Origin of the sequence: Arthrobacter psychrochitiniphilus, assembly GCF_003185915.1 — a bacterium.
GTDB classification, from domain to species: domain Bacteria; phylum Actinomycetota; class Actinomycetes; order Actinomycetales; family Micrococcaceae; genus Specibacter; species Specibacter psychrochitiniphilus.
On record NZ_QHLZ01000001.1, the window covers coordinates 689,200 to 705,474 of the forward strand.

14 protein-coding genes, 1 pseudogene and 1 riboswitch are annotated in these 16,275 nt (G+C 59.2%); of the genes and pseudogenes, 5 read left to right on the forward strand and 10 right to left on the reverse strand.

Translation table 11 applies throughout. From position 1 onward, the window contains the following. Positions 1 to 302 precede the first annotated feature (302 nt). The gene (locus CVS29_RS02940) at positions 303 to 1,958 is read right to left on the reverse strand and encodes a thiamine pyrophosphate-binding protein (RefSeq protein WP_110104799.1); all 1,656 of its coding nucleotides are present in this window, start codon (positions 1,956 to 1,958) and stop codon (positions 303 to 305) included. Further along, positions 1,955 to 3,037: an agmatinase gene (gene speB, locus CVS29_RS02945; RefSeq protein WP_110104800.1), complete on the reverse strand. Its 1,083-nt coding sequence runs from the start codon at positions 3,035 to 3,037 to the stop codon at positions 1,955 to 1,957. The genes CVS29_RS02940 and speB overlap by 4 nt, the downstream gene beginning before the upstream one ends. A gap of 296 nt (positions 3,038 to 3,333) precedes the next feature. Here speB and CVS29_RS02950 point away from each other — a divergent pair, with 296 nt between their 5' ends. Beyond that, positions 3,334 to 5,313: an APC family permease gene (locus tag CVS29_RS02950; RefSeq protein ID WP_110104801.1), complete on the forward strand. Its 1,980-nt coding sequence runs from the start codon at positions 3,334 to 3,336 to the stop codon at positions 5,311 to 5,313. Positions 5,314 to 5,331: 18 nt separating this feature from the next. Here CVS29_RS02950 and CVS29_RS02955 read toward each other — a convergent pair whose 3' ends face one another. After that, complete coding sequence (locus CVS29_RS02955; protein ID WP_110104802.1) at positions 5,332 to 5,919, reverse strand: helix-turn-helix domain-containing protein; 588 nt, start codon at positions 5,917 to 5,919, stop codon at positions 5,332 to 5,334. A 186-nt stretch (positions 5,920 to 6,105) separates the two neighbouring features. On the opposite strand from CVS29_RS02955, the gene CVS29_RS02960 reads away from it, so the two are divergent. Continuing rightward, positions 6,106 to 7,587, forward strand: coding sequence for a sodium:solute symporter family protein (locus CVS29_RS02960; protein WP_110104955.1), 1,482 nt, complete (start codon positions 6,106 to 6,108; stop codon positions 7,585 to 7,587). 87 nt (positions 7,588 to 7,674) lie between these two features. Here CVS29_RS02960 and CVS29_RS02965 read toward each other — a convergent pair whose 3' ends face one another. Genes CVS29_RS02965 through CVS29_RS02980 form a run of 4 tightly spaced genes read right to left on the reverse strand, consistent with a single transcriptional unit; the run spans position 7,675 to position 11,524 of the window. After that, a complete protein-coding gene (locus tag CVS29_RS02965) occupies positions 7,675 to 7,905 on the reverse strand; it encodes a biotin/lipoyl-containing protein (RefSeq protein ID WP_146212980.1) in 231 nt (76 codons plus the stop codon). Between the two features lie 52 nt (positions 7,906 to 7,957). Then, on the reverse strand, positions 7,958 to 8,389 hold the full coding sequence (locus CVS29_RS02970; protein WP_110104804.1) for a hypothetical protein: 432 nt from the start codon (positions 8,387 to 8,389) through the stop codon (positions 7,958 to 7,960). Then, positions 8,373 to 9,911, reverse strand: a complete 1,539-nt coding sequence (locus CVS29_RS02975) for a MutS-related protein (protein WP_110104805.1) — start codon at positions 9,909 to 9,911, stop codon at positions 8,373 to 8,375. The genes CVS29_RS02970 and CVS29_RS02975 overlap by 17 nt, the downstream gene beginning before the upstream one ends. Continuing rightward, on the reverse strand, positions 9,908 to 11,524 hold the full coding sequence (locus tag CVS29_RS02980; protein WP_170120877.1) for a MutS-related protein: 1,617 nt from the start codon (positions 11,522 to 11,524) through the stop codon (positions 9,908 to 9,910). The genes CVS29_RS02975 and CVS29_RS02980 overlap by 4 nt, the downstream gene beginning before the upstream one ends. A gap of 232 nt (positions 11,525 to 11,756) precedes the next feature. Here CVS29_RS02980 and CVS29_RS02985 point away from each other — a divergent pair, with 232 nt between their 5' ends. Beyond that, a complete protein-coding gene (locus CVS29_RS02985; RefSeq protein WP_211315080.1) occupies positions 11,757 to 13,115 on the forward strand; it encodes an MFS transporter in 1,359 nt (452 codons plus the stop codon). On the opposite strand, the pseudogene CVS29_RS02990 reads toward CVS29_RS02985, so the two are convergent. Beyond that, positions 13,080 to 14,062: pseudogene (locus CVS29_RS02990) on the reverse strand (enolase C-terminal domain-like protein). The gene CVS29_RS02985 and the pseudogene CVS29_RS02990 sit on opposite strands and share 36 nt — an antisense overlap. Beyond that, on the reverse strand, positions 13,987 to 14,202 hold the full coding sequence (locus CVS29_RS19165; protein ID WP_315914304.1) for a hypothetical protein: 216 nt from the start codon (positions 14,200 to 14,202) through the stop codon (positions 13,987 to 13,989). The pseudogene CVS29_RS02990 and the gene CVS29_RS19165 overlap by 76 nt, the downstream one beginning before the upstream one ends. Before the next feature lie 441 nt (positions 14,203 to 14,643). Here CVS29_RS19165 and CVS29_RS03000 point away from each other — a divergent pair, with 441 nt between their 5' ends. Together CVS29_RS03000 and CVS29_RS03005 are read left to right on the forward strand one after the other, a co-directional pair. Beyond that, a complete protein-coding gene (locus CVS29_RS03000; protein WP_110104808.1) occupies positions 14,644 to 15,183 on the forward strand; it encodes an inorganic diphosphatase in 540 nt (179 codons plus the stop codon). Positions 15,184 to 15,260: 77 nt separating this feature from the next. Then, positions 15,261 to 15,372, forward strand: a riboswitch (SAM riboswitch). A 12-nt stretch (positions 15,373 to 15,384) separates the two neighbouring features. Further along, complete coding sequence (locus CVS29_RS03005) at positions 15,385 to 15,672, forward strand: hypothetical protein (protein ID WP_110104809.1); 288 nt, start codon at positions 15,385 to 15,387, stop codon at positions 15,670 to 15,672. Between the two features lie 266 nt (positions 15,673 to 15,938). On the opposite strand, the gene CVS29_RS03010 is transcribed toward CVS29_RS03005, so the two are convergent. Continuing rightward, a complete protein-coding gene (locus tag CVS29_RS03010) occupies positions 15,939 to 16,226 on the reverse strand; it encodes a hypothetical protein (protein ID WP_110104810.1) in 288 nt (95 codons plus the stop codon). Between the last annotated feature and the right edge of the window lie 49 nt (positions 16,227 to 16,275).

The window sequence follows — 16,275 nt, forward strand, 5'->3', positions numbered from 1 at the left end:
TCGGATGATTCCGACACCACGCACCCATTGGTAACATGATGTTACCTAAAGTAGATGTGATCCATCACACCTTGTCAACGGATACTCCCTATATGACAGCTGGCCATCCCTCCCAGTGCCTCACACAGGCCTCCTGCACTGGCACAACGACGGCGGGCGGCCACCTTCGCGCTGAAAGGTGACCGCCCGCCGTCGAACGTCAGGTTCATAGCCTGCTAGGAGGTAGTAGTTATGTTTGGAGGCCGGTGGACCGGCCTCCAAACATAACTACTACCTCCCGGCGCTGTAGGTGGAGAAGCGGGTTAGAGATTCAGGTGCGTGGGGCCGAACATCTTCAGCAGCACATCAACCACCACAACATTGGGTCCGTCAGCGGCGAACCCTTCCCGCAGCGCGTCCCCCACGTCCTCGGGGGCAACCCGGCGGGCGGGCACACCGAAGGCTTCCGCCAGTTTCACAAAGTCCGGGCGGGCCAGCTCCGTGTGCGTGGCTTTGCCGAAGGTATCGATCATGTATTCGCGCAGGATGCCGTAGCCGCCGTCATCCACAATGAGCCAGGTGACGGGGGCGTTGTGCTGCTTGGCCGTGGCCAGTTCCGAGATGGAGTACATCGAGGAGCCGTCCCCGGCCACTGCCAAGACGCGGGCGGGTTTACCGTGGCTTTGCAGCCCGAGCGCCCCGCCAATTGCTGCCGGGAAACCGTAGCCGAGGCCTCCGGCGCCTTGGGCCGAGTGGAACTCCCCGTCCTTGGAATCCCAACAGCTCCAGCCCCAGTATGCGGAAATGGTCATGTCCCAGAAGGTCTGCATATCGGCCGGGACGGCGTCGCGGATATCAGCCATGAATTTGCGTTCCAGGGCCAGATCCTGACCGTCCAGGCGGGCCTGGACCTTGGCGAGTGTGTCAGCCACGACGGCCTGCGGGGTTGCTCCGTGCCAGTTCGCATCGGCACTGAGGAAAGCATCAAGGGCCTCATCCAACGCGCTCAAGGCCTGGCCGGCGTCGGCACGGATGCCCAGCGCAGGCCGGTTGGATTCTAGAACCCGGGGTTCTGCGTCAATCTGGATGATGCGCCCACGCGGTTCCATGGTGAAGTAGTTACTGGAGACCTCACCCAAGGAGGATCCGATCACCACCAACACATCAGCATCTTCAAGGACCTCGGTGACATGGCGGTCCTCAACCCATGATTGCAGCGAGAGTTCATGGTTCCACGGGAAAGCACCATTGCCGCCCGGTGTGCAAACCACAGGGGCGTTGAGTTTTTGCGCCACGGAGAGCAGCTGCTCTTTGGCATGACCGCGGCGTACGCCACCGCCAGCCACAATGGCCGGACGCTGGGCGGCGCTCAGCCACTTCACGGCTTCCCGAATTAACTCCACCCGCGGCGGGTTATCAAACGGCTCGGCGAGCGCGTCCTCTACGGCCGGCACAAAGATGGGGTCCAGCAGCACGTTCTGCGGCACCTCCACCCAAACAGGGCCCTGCGGTGAGGACACGGCCTCAGTCCAGGCATCCTGGATCGCCGAAGGAATCCCGGAGGCATGCTGGATGAGCCGCTGGCTCTTGGTCACGTTTGCGGCGGATGCCTTCTGATCATCGAGCTGGTGCAACATCCCCTTACGGCGGGCGCCCAAACCCTCCAGGGGGATCTGGCTGGCCACCACGATCATGGGCACACCGGTGGCATAGGCTTCCTGCAGGCCGGCCAGGGCGGTCAGTGCGCCGGGACCGGTGGACAAGAACAATACGCCCACTTCACCCGTGGCGCGGGAGTAACCGTCGGCGGCAAAGGCTGAGTTATTCTCCACGCGGGAGGAAACAAAGTGCAGGGGCGAGCGGCTCAGGGCGTCAAAGAGGCCCAGTGCGTGCTGGCCGGGAATGCCGAAAACAGTTTTGGCACCCAGGGCTGTCAGAGTCTCGACAACGAGATCGCCACCGTTGCGCTGGGGAGTCACTTGGAACCGCCTTCGGTGGTGAGGTTAGGGGCAAAGCCGGCAGGCCGGCGTCGTTCTTCGGCATCAAGGGCTTGGGCTGCGTAACCGTTGGGGGCGCCGAAGCGGTCCCCCGCAACGTGGTTATCCGCCATAAGGGTGACCAGTTCAAAGCCCACATGGCTTGCGGCGATGCCGGTAATTTCGGCGTGATCATAGGCGGGGGCCACCTCCACGATGTCAGCGCCTACGAGGTTCATGCCGCGGAAGCCGCGAATGATCTCGATGAGTTCTCGGCTGCTGATGCCACCGGCCTCAGGGGTGCCGGTGCCGGGGGCGTGGGCCGGGTCCAGCACGTCAATGTCCACGGAGATGTACAGGGGGCGCTTGCCAATACGGTCACGGATTTTCGCCACGGTTTCCAGCACGCCCTGGTAGTAGACATCGGCCGCGGTGACAATCCCGAAGCCAAAGCGGTGATCGTCATCGAGGTCCTTTTTGCCGTAAAGCGGTCCGCGGGTTCCCACGTGGGAGATGGCCTCGGTATCAAGGATGCCTTCCTCGACGGCACGGCGGAACGGGGTACCGTGCGTGTATTCGGCACCGAAGTACGTATCCCAGGTGTCCAGGTGCGCGTCAAAGTGGAGCATGGCCACTGGCTCGCCGGCACGCTCGGCGGCAGCACGCAGCAGCGGCAAGGAGATGGTGTGGTCGCCACCGATGGTCAGCAGTTTCGAGCCGCCCGCCGTCAAATCCAGCGCATTTTGCTGGATGGTTTCAATGGCTTCGTTGATGTTGAACGGGTTCACGGCCATATCGCCGGCATCGGCCACCTGGCAGTTTTCAAAGGGGGAAACGTCCCAGGCCGGGTTGTACGGGCGCAGCAGACGTGAGGCCTCGCGGACGTGGTTGGCGCCAAACCGCGCGCCGGGCCGGTAGGAGACGCCGCTATCAAAGGGAACGCCCACCACGGACACGTCGGCTTGTGCCACCTGGTCCAGGCGCGGCAGGCGGGCGTACGTTGCGGCGCCGGCATAGCGCGGGATCTGGGAGGAATCAATGGGCCCCAGGTTGCCATTGGCTTCGATGCGGATCTCTTTCATGGACGTCCTCATTTTCTTGCGAGAATTTTTCTATATAGCCTCAGTGACAGTAGACCTGCGTCACATCTGGCAACTCTTCACCATCGTACAACCGATGTTCACTAATGGGAACCAAAAGTTTCATAGAAGATACTTTCTTCACGCCTTGAAGCGCTTTTGTGTGGCGTATACAACATCTCCGGTTCAATGCCGCGAGAATACCGTATAGATTTCGTCAAGAGAGGGCTTTTTACCGCTACGCCGGTGTTAGTCTCCATGAGCCGCCATTCGGTGGCCATTGGTAAGAAAGGCCTCCCGTGACATCCCTCTCCAAAGCTCCTGCAGACCCCTGCGGACCTGAGAAACTTCGGGGCAAGGCCGCGCTGCGCCAGTGGCTACTAGAGGGGCTACCGGAAGCATCAGGCACCCAGCAGGGACCGCACGGCCGTCCAGATGAGAGCCACAAGCGGCACGCGTGGTGGCGGGTCATGTGCCTGACGGGCTTGGACTACTTTTCCACCTTGGGTTATCAGCCCGCCATTGCTGCCCTAGCTGCCGGGGTACTGGCACCGTTGGCCACCATTGTGCTGGTGCTGGTCACCCTCTTTGGCGCCCTGCCCGTGTATAAGCGGGTGGCACGGGAAAGTCCGTACGGTGCGGGCTCCATTGCCATGCTGGCAAATTTGTTGCCACGGTGGTGGGGCAAGCTCTTTGTCCTGGCCTTGCTCGGGTTCGCCGCTACCGATTTCATGATCACCATTACCTTGTCCGCCGCGGACGCCACAGCTCACGTGATTCAAAATCCCTTCGCTCCGAGTTTCCTGCACGGACAAAACGTCATCATCACGTTGGTGTTGATCGCGGCCCTGGCGGCCGTCTTCCTGCGTGGCTTCAAGGAGGCCATCAGCATAGCGGTGGTGCTGGTTGCGGTATTTCTGGCACTGAACCTGGTGGTCATCGCAGTCTCCCTTGTCCACGTGGTGGGAAGCCCACTGCTGACCACCGATTGGTGGAGCGCCCTGACAACTCAGCACGGCAACCCCGTCATGGTGGTGGCCGTGGCCCTGCTGGTGTTCCCACGCCTGGCTCTGGGGCTCTCCGGCTTTGAAACCGGTGTGGCCGTCATGCCACAGATCAAGGGCCACCCCACCGACACGGACGAGAACCCCGAGGGCCGCATCAAGGGCGCCCAACGGCTGCTGACAACAGCCGCCGTCATCATGAGCACCTTCTTGATCACCTCCTCGCTGGCCACAACCATTCTCATCCCGGCCGCCGAATTCCAGCCTGGCGGCGCCGCAAATGGCCGCGCACTGGCCTTTCTTGCCCACGATCTCCTCGGCGAGGGCTTCGGCACCGCATATGACATCAGCACAATCGCCATCCTCTGGTTCGCCGGCGCCAGCGCCATGGCAGGCCTGCTCAACCTCGTCCCGCGCTACCTCCCCCGCTTTGGCATGGCCCCACAATGGGCCGCAGCGGTCCGGCCCCTGGTGCTGGTGTTTGCCGCCATCGCTGTCCTGATCACCCTCATTTTCAAGGCCGACGTCGATGCCCAGGGCGGTGCCTACGCAACCGGTGTGCTGGTGCTCATCACCTCTGCGGCCATTGCCGTGACGCTCTCCGCCAAGCGCAAACGCGAACGCAAGAAGGCGATTGGTTTCGGCGCCGTGGCACTGGTCTTCATGTACACCACCGTGGCCAACTCAATAGAACGCCCCGACGGGCTCAAGATTGCCCTGCTGTTCATTTTGGGCATTGTGGTTGTCAGCTTCATCTCCAGGCTGCGCCGCTCGTTCGAATTGCGGGCAAGCTATATCCGCATGGATGAGGCGGCCATGGGCTTCGTTGCCGCCGTGGATGAGGGCACCATCCGCATTATTTCCCACGATCCAAAGACCCGCAGTGCCGCAGCGTACCGGCGCAAGCTAAGCCACGCAGCAACTGTGAACGGGATCGGCAATCCGCGCGACGCCTTGTTCATGGAGGTGATTGTGGATGATTCCTCAGACTTTGAAACCGCGTTGGAGGTCAGAGGCATCACCCGGCACGGCTACAAGATCCTGCAGGTGCACGCCTCCAACGTGCCCAACACCATTGCCGCCGTACTGCTCCATATTCGCGACGCCACAGGGCTGATCCCGCACATTTATTTCCGCTGGAACGAGGGCAACCCCATCACCAACATGATTAAGTTCGTCTTCATCGGCGAGGGTGAAATTGCCCCGGTCACTCGCGAGGTACTGCGCGAGGCCGAGCCCGATCTCACCCGCCGCCCCTGGGTCCACGTAGGCTAATCCAACGCTCGGTTAGCGTCAGGAGCCGCCAGAGCCCGAGGCTGCTGGCACCAAGATCCACAGGGCTTCGACGGGGTGGGCGGTCCGGTTTTCCCAGCTGTGCGGTTCCCGTCCCGGGAATGAGAGCGTGTCTCCTGCCTTCAGATCAAAGGACTCATGCGTCATCCGCAGGGTCAATTCCCCGCTGATAATGTGCAAGACGTCAAGGTCACAGTCCACTGCATACAGCTCGGATTCACCTCGACCAAAAGGTTCAATGGTGGCCCCGAGGATCTGCAAGCGCCGTTCGGCGCGGGACGTCAGTAGCCGTTCCACAATGCCTTCGCCGCCCAAAGAGATCCGCGGACCTTCACCTTTCCGGCTGACATGAATCTCTGGGGCAGCGAAGAGATCACCGATCGAGATGGAGAGAACTTGGCATAACGTCACTAAAGAAGTCACACTAGGTGAGGTTAAATCGCGTTCAACCCTGCTGAGGAACCCCTTCGTCAGACCTGTTGCATCGGCCACTTGCTCAATGGTCAGCCGCTGATCTTGCCGGGCCGCGCGGAGGCGCGAACCAATGGCTACCGGGTCGGCACTGGGTTCTAGGGGCAAAGCTTTCATGGCGGCTCCTCATAACTCGACAGCCCATTTTTAAACGGCACATTGACTGTAACTACCATCACAGTTTAGCCTAATAGACAACAAACGTTGCTTTATAGGCAATATTTCTTGGGGATCCTACTACTTCGCACACTGGAGCATCGCGTGGACTTAAACATAGCCATCGTCGTCTTATATTTAGTGGCCATGCTGGCCTTTGGTTGGTGGGGTAAATCCCGCACCAAAAATAACAGCGACTTCTTGGTGGCAGGACGCCGGCTAGGCCCCTTCCTCTATACCGGAACCATGGCCGCCGTGGTCCTTGGCGGCGCCTCCACAGTGGGTGGTGTGGGACTTGGCTACAAGTTCGGCATCTCCGGCATGTGGCTCGTGGTTGCCATTGGCGTGGGAGTGCTGCTGCTAAGCCTGCTCTTTGCCCCCACCTTGCAAAAACTCAAGATCTACACGGTCTCGCAGATGCTCAGCCTGCGCTACGGCCAGGAGACCACCAAGGTTTCCGGCATTGTCATGTTGGCGTACACCATCATGATCTCGGCAACGTCAACAGGCGCCTACGCCACCATCTTCGTGGTGCTGTTCGGCTGGGAGCATTGGCTGGCCATCGCGGTGGGCGGTGTCATTGTGCTGGTGTACTCAACCATTGGCGGCATGTGGTCCATCACCCTGGCCGATCAGGTGCAGTTCATCATCAAGACCGTGGGCGTCTTTTTGCTCATGCTCCCCTTCGCCTGGAATGCCGCCGGCGGCATTGACGGCATCAAGGAACGCGTTGATGCAAGCTTCTTCCAGTGGGACGGCATTGGCATCCAGACCATCATCACCTACTTTGTGGTTTACACACTGGGTCTGCTCATTGGCCAGGACATCTGGCAGCGCGTCTTCACCGCGCGCACCCCGCAGGTGGCTCGCTGGGGCGGCGCGACGGCTGGAATCTACTGCATCCTCTATGGTGTGGCCGGCGCCCTCATCGGTTTGGCCGCCCGCGTGGCACTACCCTCCATTGATGTCGCAGCCTTGGGCAAGGACGTTGTGTACGCCGAGGTAGCTACCAACCTGCTGCCCATCGGCATTGGCGGCATTGTTCTCGCCGCCGCTGTGGCAGCCATGATGTCCACCGCTTCCGGCTCGTTGATCGCGGCCGCCACCGTGGCCCGCAAGGACGTTGTCCCCTTCGTTGCCAGCTGGTTCGGCAAAGAAATTGACACCTCAGACACCTCCAACCCCGAGCACGATCTCAAATCCAACCGTTGGTACATGCTGGTTCTGGGCATCTTGGTTGTGCTGATCTCCATCGTGGTCAACGATGTGGTATTTGCACTGACCATCGCCTACGACATCCTTGTTGGCGGCCTGCTCGTGGCCATCATTGGCGGCCTGGTCTGGAAGCGCGGAACCGGTTTGGGCGCTGCCTGGTCCATCGCCGTCGGCTGCCTGCTCACCATCGTCCTGCTAGTCCTGTACGCCACGGCCGTCATCCCCAGCGCCGACGGCATCTACGCGAACGAGCCCATCTACTTCGGCCTCGCCGCATCTCTTGTGGTCTACGTGGTGGTCTCGCTGCTCACCCCGGCTACCCCGGCGCACATCCGCAAGATTTGGGATGACCGCCTAGCTGCGGCAGTCACCGATTCCAACCCGGATGACGTCCCCGCCGGACTGCAGAAGTAAGCCCATCCGTTAGAGAAGTACGACGGCGGGAGGTGAGCTTGGGCAACCAAGCTCACCTCCCGCCGTCGAGCTTTAAGGTTTGGCTACTCAATCAACGGTGGCAATGGGATCGCCTTGGCGTACTTCCTCGCCTGCGGCCACGAGCCAGCTCAAGGTGCCAGCGGCCGGGGAGTTGATTTCGGCGTCGAACTTATTCACCGTCACCTCAGCAACAACCTGGTAGGGAGCAACTTTCTGCCCGTTCGGTACGCGCCATTCAACGAGGACGCCCAGCTCATTGGCGTCTCCGGACATCTGGGGAAAGAATATTTCACTCAAGGCAGGCACCGCTTCCTCGTTGGGATTCCCAGCCTAGCCTTGCGTCGGCATTTTAGCGCCCGTCATTGAGGACCCGCAGCATGATGTCCTCTGCCCGCTCGTATCTCATGGTTGCAACCCACAACCGGTAGGGAGCTTCACCAGGTTCCGGCTCATGATGGTGGGACGCCCCATAGTGGCCGCACCTGTGATGGCGTGGCTCGGGATGGCTGGGTTCGGGATGGCTGGGTTCGGGATGGCTTGGCCCTGAATTTGCTGGCACCGAATGGATGGGTCCGGAATGGACGGGAGATGCCCATGCAGGGATGTCTTCAGCACCCAGTGCGGCAAGGGCCGGGTCGACCATGCGTTCGGGCAGATCGGCCAGGGCGGCCCAGTACAGTGCCTGGCGTCCATTGCCCCGGCCGAAGGGCGGCAGCCAGAACGGAAGCCCAAGGTTCATCGAATCCACGGCTGAGATGGGTGATTCATTGCCCGCTGTCATGATCAGCTTCTTTCATCAGTACCGAACCAGAATCCATGAACACTTTGGCGTAGAGGTCCTTCCCATAGCTGGTGCGTTCTGGTGCACCCTCCACCACCGTGAAGGTACGGCCCCCGGAATCGGTGCGTCCCGCTTTTAGCAGCAGTGACCCTGCCGCATGCAAGGCATGGACGCTTTCGGCAAGCTCATAGAAGTGGGTAACAAACACCACGCGCATGCCGCTGTCTATCAGGCCCTGAATAATGTCACGGGCAATAACTGTGCCTTCTCGCTCATTCGTGGAAGAGAACGACTCATTGAAGAGCACCATGGCATGGGGCTTCACAACATCTGCGATGCCGCTCATGCGTTCCAATTCCTCATCCAGCTTTCCGCTCTTGAGACCGAGAACTTCTTCTCGCTTGTAGTGCGAGTAGAGGCCAGCGGCAATGCCTGCGCTAAAGTACCGGGCACAGACAAACATGCCGCACTGCATCATTAGTTGCGCCGTTCCCATGCTGCGCAAGAACGTTGATTTTCCGCCCTCGTTGGCTCCGGTGATCATGATCAGGGACTTGCCGTCAGCATTGATGTTGTTCCCAACCGCTGGCCCCTTACGCGCCACTGTCAAGGACACATCCCGCAAGTCCATCGCAGAGAGTGCCATCTCGGGGGATGTCTCCGCTTTGGGGAAACAAAGCGGGGCATCTGCATCTAAAAACGCTGCTTCGAGATTGATGCACCCCACAAAGAAGGCCAGTTCCTGGCGCATCATTTTGATGAAATTCATGATGTGATCATCCGATTGTGCCAAGACATCAGCTGCCAAACCGATTCCCTGATCTGCCAGCTCGCCCAATGCCCGAAACCCCTCTTCATCACGATCGTTGATGTGAAAAGAAAAACTCTGCGGCCTCTTGCCGGACATTCGCGCCAACCAATTCCGGGTGTCCGGGCCCGGATTTGAGAGTGTGTAGTCGTGGCCCTTGTTTGCCCGTCCCAAGCCAGCTGCCAGCAACGTCCCATTTTTGAACCGCAAATGCCGTAAATGTTCGTTGATCTCTGCAAGGTAGTTTTCATCAAGTTCCGCCAGCACCATCCCCACGAATCGGGTAAAACCTTGCGAGAGGAACCCGTCCTGGGTTTCACTGCACATGATTTTGAGCCGTCCAAGGACGCCGACCAACATTTCCAGGGACTGTATTGACTGGTTCAGAAGTGCTGACGGAGAACGACTGAAGATACTGCGGTATATCTTTTGTTCCCCCTCAATGGTTTCTCTCGCCATCACGTACAGTTCGCGAACAAACTCCGAATTTTCCATCGCGTCGATGAGCACGTGCTGGCGATAGTCAATGTCCTCAAGGCTCATCATTGGCGCACGCAGCACTGACCATGCAACGTCGGCAATGTAGTCATCCCCTGCCGCCATGGCCGCAATGAGCCGGCCCAGATCCAAATCTTTGTGCAGTGCCGAATCGTTGGCGCTCCACCGCGCATCCGGATGAAAGTCCCGATCCTTGAACAGCAGAAAAGTTTTCATGAGTTGATCCGCCCTTTCAGGGATCCGTAGTCCAGGCCGTACTTCTGTGCCAACACCATGGCATAGGCCGAACCGTCAGCTCGTTGACGGACGACCTTGAAGGTGCGCTGAGCGGGATTTTCGGCTTCAGCGGTGCTGACCATGCTGACCACTGTTGGGCCCAAGCGCGAAAGTTCCTCCACGAAGGTGACGCATACGCAGACAAGGTCGGTACTTTGTATCTGCGCAAATATTCTGGTGCCTAAGTCGATGGCATCACCCAAGGTGGTGGAGGTGAATATCTCGTTGAGAATTAGAAGGCTTCGCGGAGTTGCCGCATCCAAGATGTCATGGATCCGGACCAGATCATCCATCAATTTCCCCTGCAGGTCCTTAGTGTTCTCACCCAATTCAAAGTGCGTGAAGATCGCATCGGGAAGGGTCAGCCGCGCCTGTTTTCCTGGCACTGGCAGGCCAAGGGCTGCCAGATAATGCAGTTGGCCGAAGGTTCGTGCAAACGTTGTTTTGCCTCCTTGGTTTGGTCCGGAGACAACAAGAATGCGTTCAATTCCGCCCAGATCTATGTCATTGGTGACCACCGACCGTGCCCGGGCAACGATTTGTATTGCCAGTGCTAGATCGAATGTTTCCTTTGCGTGGACTTCCTTGTTATGGCTCACCGCCGGCATACAAAAGGAAAGCCCCTTCGCAGTAGGCTTGGCCACCAAATCAAGATAGGCAAGATAAAACTGGATTTCTCTGTCAAAGGCCGCCACCAGTTCATTTCCAAACTCGGTATGGGTTAATTCAAAGCACTGAAGGGCCAAGAATTCACCAGGGAAAAGCTGCACCACCCCGTCCAGAATCCACCTCTCAACGTGGTTCATGTCCACGATGGTCTTACCGTTTTGCCTGCGGTAATCTTTGACCTGTCCTTGGCTGAATCTCTCAAACGTCTGGCGCACCTCGGCAGTGTAATCGGCGCTATCTTCTTCGCGTGTGACGGTGACACGGTTTCCTTTGATGCCTACGCAGTAGCGGACTTTAGCCAAGGCTTCCTGTACCTGCGCGGCATCGCTGACTACTGCTAGGAAACCGGAAGACTTCACATATCCGGCAAGATAGATCCCGAACGCCCGCAGACCCCGGGAAGCCGGGGCTGCATCAGCCAAGGTCTCATTCAGCTCCGTCACGGCTGCACAATAAATACTGGCGGCGTCAACCAGCATGGCCTGACGTTGGCGCTCGTCCCGAAATCCGTCTGCCAATGCGCGGTCCCGGCGCATCTCGAGCATTGCCCGGGCAAAGCCATCCACAACCCTGCGCAGTTTTGCCTGGGCGAGGTCATTGAAGACTTCGTGTCTGTAGCTGATCACATCCAGGTCCTGCAGCGGCAGGTAGAAATACGGCTTGAGCTGGTATTGCTCCCGTCCTGCCACAGTCGCCGCGATGATCTGGTTGATTTGTAGGTCAACCAGAAATCTCGTTGCCTCTCCTTCTACGAGCTCCCTTGGGCTGCCTGTGGGGAAAAGAATGCTGACAAAACCTTCAGGTTTCGGCTCTCTTCCCACGAGTGTTGCTAAGTTCTCTGGGGCTGGTTTCCTCGTCCCCAAGATTCCTTCATCCGTGAACATGACCGTGCCTCTATCCTGCAGTTGAGACAGGAACCATGAGCCAAGAGGCGGTTCGAACCGAGTTGTGGTTCGGGCGGGGTCCATCGCCGGTAATTGCTATTTTATCGCAGCAGGCGTCTGCACGTGAGAAAAAGTTTTCCTTAGTCGGCATCTTGTCTACTGCTCCGGGGGCGCGGATCATGACAAGTAGTTGTTCACACCACTGCCGTCAGAGGAAAAGAAATCATGGAATGTGGCACTAACAAATCCGGCACTGGCGGTGGATGAGAACAAGGGTGGGGATGCTGCCATGAATGGGGATGCTTCAATCGATGGGCGAGGTGATGATCACCCATCTCCCAGCATGGAACCCAGCCTGTCATCCCCCACAGCCCCGAAAAAGTGGCTCAGCAGGGGCATTCTTGCCATTGGTGGCACATCATTTCTCAGTGATTCCGGGCATGAACTCGTCACCTCGTTACTCCCATCTTTTTTGACCTCCACGCTGCATGCCGGACCGGCTGCCTTGGGCGCCATTGAAGGAGCATCCGATGCATTGCTTGGACTGAGTAAATTGGCTGGTGGCCCATTGGCCAATGAACCCTCGCGCCGGTCCAAAGTGGCCTCAGCCGGGTACTTGCTGACAGCCGTGGCCACGGCGGCGATCGGCCTCTGCACCATGGTGTGGCAGGTGGCTGCATTGCGTGCCCTTGCCTGGTCCGCGCGTGGCGTTCGGTCCCCCGCCAGAGACACTATGTTGGTTTCCTTGGCGCCGCGCGCCGCCTATGGGCGGGCAGCTGGCATTGAACGGGCTGGGGACAATGCCGGCGCCATTGCCGGTCCGCTCGTGGCGGGGCTCCTCGTGGGTGTGATCGGCATCCGCCAAGCAATTTTTTTCTCTATCATCCCTGGCGTGTTAGCTGCCGTTGCCATATCCATCGCCGCACGCCAGGCCCGGACCATGCTGTCGGCACCAGCCAACAGGACCCGGCTAAGCTTCAACCTTGGAGAACTTCGCCGCAGTGGTGCGGCCCGTGCACTAGTGCCGGTTGCTTTTTTCGAGCTTGGGAACCTGGCCACAACGCTTCTGATTCTGCGTGCCACGGAAGTGCTCAGCAGCGGCGGACGAACTGCGACTGCGGCCGCAGCACTGGCCATTTTCTTTTACGCCGCCCATAATGCGGCAGCCACTGCTGCTTCACTCGTAGCTGGTCCGCTAGTGGACAAGATCGGTGCGGGTCCCGTGTTCGCTGCTGGCAGTGCAGTGTATGTGGGCGCCTACCTACTGTTCGCTTTCAGCACCTCGTCATCGGCACTGATTCTGACCGGGTTCCTGCTGGCCGGGGTGGGCATCGGCTTTGCCGAAACAGCGGAGTCCACTGCTGTTGCACTAGCGCTACCAGAGAGGCTCCGCGGCAATGGTTACGGCCTGTTGGGCCTGGTGCAATCATTTGGCGATCTGGGCGCAACAATGACTGCCGGCATTCTGTGGGCCCTTTTTTCCCCGGCTGTAGCCTTCACTTATGCGGCTGCTTGGATGGCCGCCTCGATCGCCGCTTCCGGTCTGCTGCGCCCCTCACGGGAGCAGCAGGCCGAAAGCCAGATCTCGTGACGGCGGGCGGCTACTACGACACGCACGCTGGCGCTGTCTGAGCCACTCAGCTACGGCTTGGCACGGGCGCCAGGCCAAAAGCCAACGACGGGTTGGCTTCTGCAATTTCCAACAATCTATTGTATTTGGCGAGTCTTTCACCTCGAGCTGGGGCCCTGACTTGAGCTGGCCGCAGCCGGAACCCACGGTAAGGTCGGCGACGAAGCTGTCGAGGGTTTCCCCAGAGCGGTGGGAGACCATTGCGGTGAATCCACCGGCTTTTGCAACCGTCATTGTTTCGAGGGTTTCGGTGACTGTGCCCACCTGGTTGGGCTTGATCAGTACCGCCGTGGCGGACCCTACCGCAATGCCGTCGCGGACACGGGCTGCTTGGGTGACGAAGAGATCATCACCCACAATCGGCACGCGGGCCCCAAGGCTCTGGACCAACGCGGGCCATGATTGGCGATCGTCCTCTGACAGGGGGTCTTCCAGTCTGCGGATCGGGTAATTATCCAGGAGCTTTCCGTAATAGTCGGTCATCTGTTCAGGTGTAAGTACCTGGTCGTTGACACGGTAGGCCCCGTCAGCGAAGAAAGAATTAGCTGCTGGGTCCAGAGCGATCATGATGCCGGTTTCCCCGGCAGTACGTCCCGAGGCCTCGATAGCTGCCAGAATCAGGTCCAGCGCCTCCTCCAGGCGTGCAATCTCCGGCGCATAACCGCCCTCATCGCCGAGGCCCGTGGCCAAACCCCTGCCACGGAACACTCGCGCTAATGCGTGGTAGACATCGGAGCCCCATTCCAACGCTTCCGGAAAGCTGCTTGCACCAACGGGGCGATCATGAATTCTTGGAATGCCAGTTCGTTTGCCGCGTGCTCGCCGCCGTTGATCACGTTGAAGTGGGGAATGGGCAGCCGCTGCTCGCTCCCAGTCTGCCCCTGTTTGCCGTTCCGTCCAGCTCGCACAAAGCGGCATACAGCTGTGCCAGCGAGCCCCACGCCTGGGAGCCAAGCAACCCGGCCATTTCACCCGTGACAGCAGCAACGGCTTGGCTCACTCCGCGCCCGGACCAGCGCACACCGCCGTCACGCAGTTGGACCTGCACCGTTGGGAAAACCTCTGGAATCAAGAATTTGCATGGCCTTCACGGCTGTTATCCGCAGGTCACCCATCATCGGCTCCTTTTCGAGAATATTTCGCTTGCACGGTCCTCATGCCTTCGCTTTTGAGGCTACTCCCCCCATCCCCTCGCCTTTCCAGTGTCAGTTGAGATGGTGCAAACGATCCAGATAATTGGATGTGGTCATTGGCTGCCATTGAGTCGCTTACGATGCTTCATTCGCTTTCCGGTGGGGAGCGGCATTTCTCAGCTTTGCGCATCTTGTCAGAAACGTGGTGGTTGTGATTGATTGAAGTTCTACGCCACAGGGTTGCGCAGAAGCGGCTACCAGCAACGGTCAACAAGTAGCGGGCAGCCTCCATCACCAGGACGGCAGGCCCTGCGGCAAGGACAAGCTCCGGGCCATCCGGGTGAGAGGAACTTTCCATGCCTGACTACAACAAGCTTCTAAGCTGCGGCGACTATCAGCAAGGACTTCTCACCGGCGTCATCGACATCCCGCATGGTTCCAGCCACAAGATCGAATGGGACCGCACCACTGGCCTGTTCCATCTTGACCGGGTAGATCCGGGCATCTTCGCCAAGCCTGTCAACTATGGTTTCATTCCACAGACCTTGGATGAGGACGGCGATGAACTCGATATTCTGTGCATCACCCGTGAGCCGCTGGTGACGGGGCTAGTTGTCCATGCAAGGATCTTGGGCCTGCTGAACTTCCGCGACGGGGAGGACATGGACTACAAAATTCTCACCGTCCCGGTGGACGACCGTGACTCCGGCGGCGCCATTCGTTCCATCGATGATGTTCCTTCGCGTCTGAAGCAGCAAATCGAACACCATTTCAACCATTACAAGGACTTTCAGACGGACACACAGACACAGGTTTTGGGGTGGGGCGGACTCGAGGACGCCATTGCCATTGTGGCTGCCTGCAGCGATCGCTGGGCAGCAAGCCAGGCCGTTTAGGCCTGCAGCGGCAGGTGGTTGCGTAACATTACGCAACCACCCGCCGCAGTTCTGCTTAAGCAGTAGTCTTGAGCCAGCTTCAAGAGATGCGACGCCAAGCTCCGACTGGTCGCACGCCAACCCCATGCTTCACGGGTGGTTCGGATGAGGAAGCGGCCAGTGGAAAAGCTCCGTTGGCAAGAGCATTCGAGGAGTCCACTCATGACTTTTTCAACCATAACGCGCACCAAAAATGCCTCGGCAGTCACCCGCCCACAGGGAATCTCAGTGCTTCCTGCAGTTGATGTGAACCTGGGGGCCGTCACGTTCCTGACCCCGTCAGGCCACCGCGCCTACTACTCGGCGGAGCCCTCCCAGCTGGTTTCGGCGCTGACGCAGGCTGTTCGGCCTGCACGCTGGATCCCGGAGATCGGCACCCTAGTTATCACGGTTGCCCAGACGGGCGCGCGTGCCGGGCGTCATGTGGGTTTCCGACTTTCCGCCTACTGATCCAGTTCGGGAGCATGGCTTTTTCTCAGAAGCATGGCCGGATGAATAGTCCCCTCGGCCGGGGGCTGGTTCCACCGCTTGCCCATTCTTCGTTGGTTCTGCTCCCGGTTGGCGTCCCACGTTGCCCATAGCGAACATCCACTTTCACCATGCGTCGAGTTCGCAGTAGAAGTTGCCTCGGGTAGCAATCGGCGCCAAGGTGGGCTCCCACCTGGACGCCGAATATCAAGCAGATTCCACCAAGCAGATTTTACCGAGCAGCTGAATTAGGCTGCCGCATTCTCCTTGGCAGCCTTCTTCTTCATTGCCACCACGGTGGAACCCCATGTTGCCCCGAGCACGGCAGCCATGCTTGCCGCCATGACCACCATTCCGGCATTGGCCTTGATGAGTCCGGCAACGAACAACGCAATCATGCACAGCATGCCCATCGCGAAGCCTAACCCCATGTAGCGGGTGCTATTAAAGGTGGACTTGGCCTGCGAGCCGTTATTCGTCATGGTCTCTCCCGAGGTTTTCCTGGTGCTGTTGGCTTGAAGCGTTGACTCAACCATACGCAAGTACTTTCCGTTACGTCAAGTACTTTCTAGGCACTGTTATTTG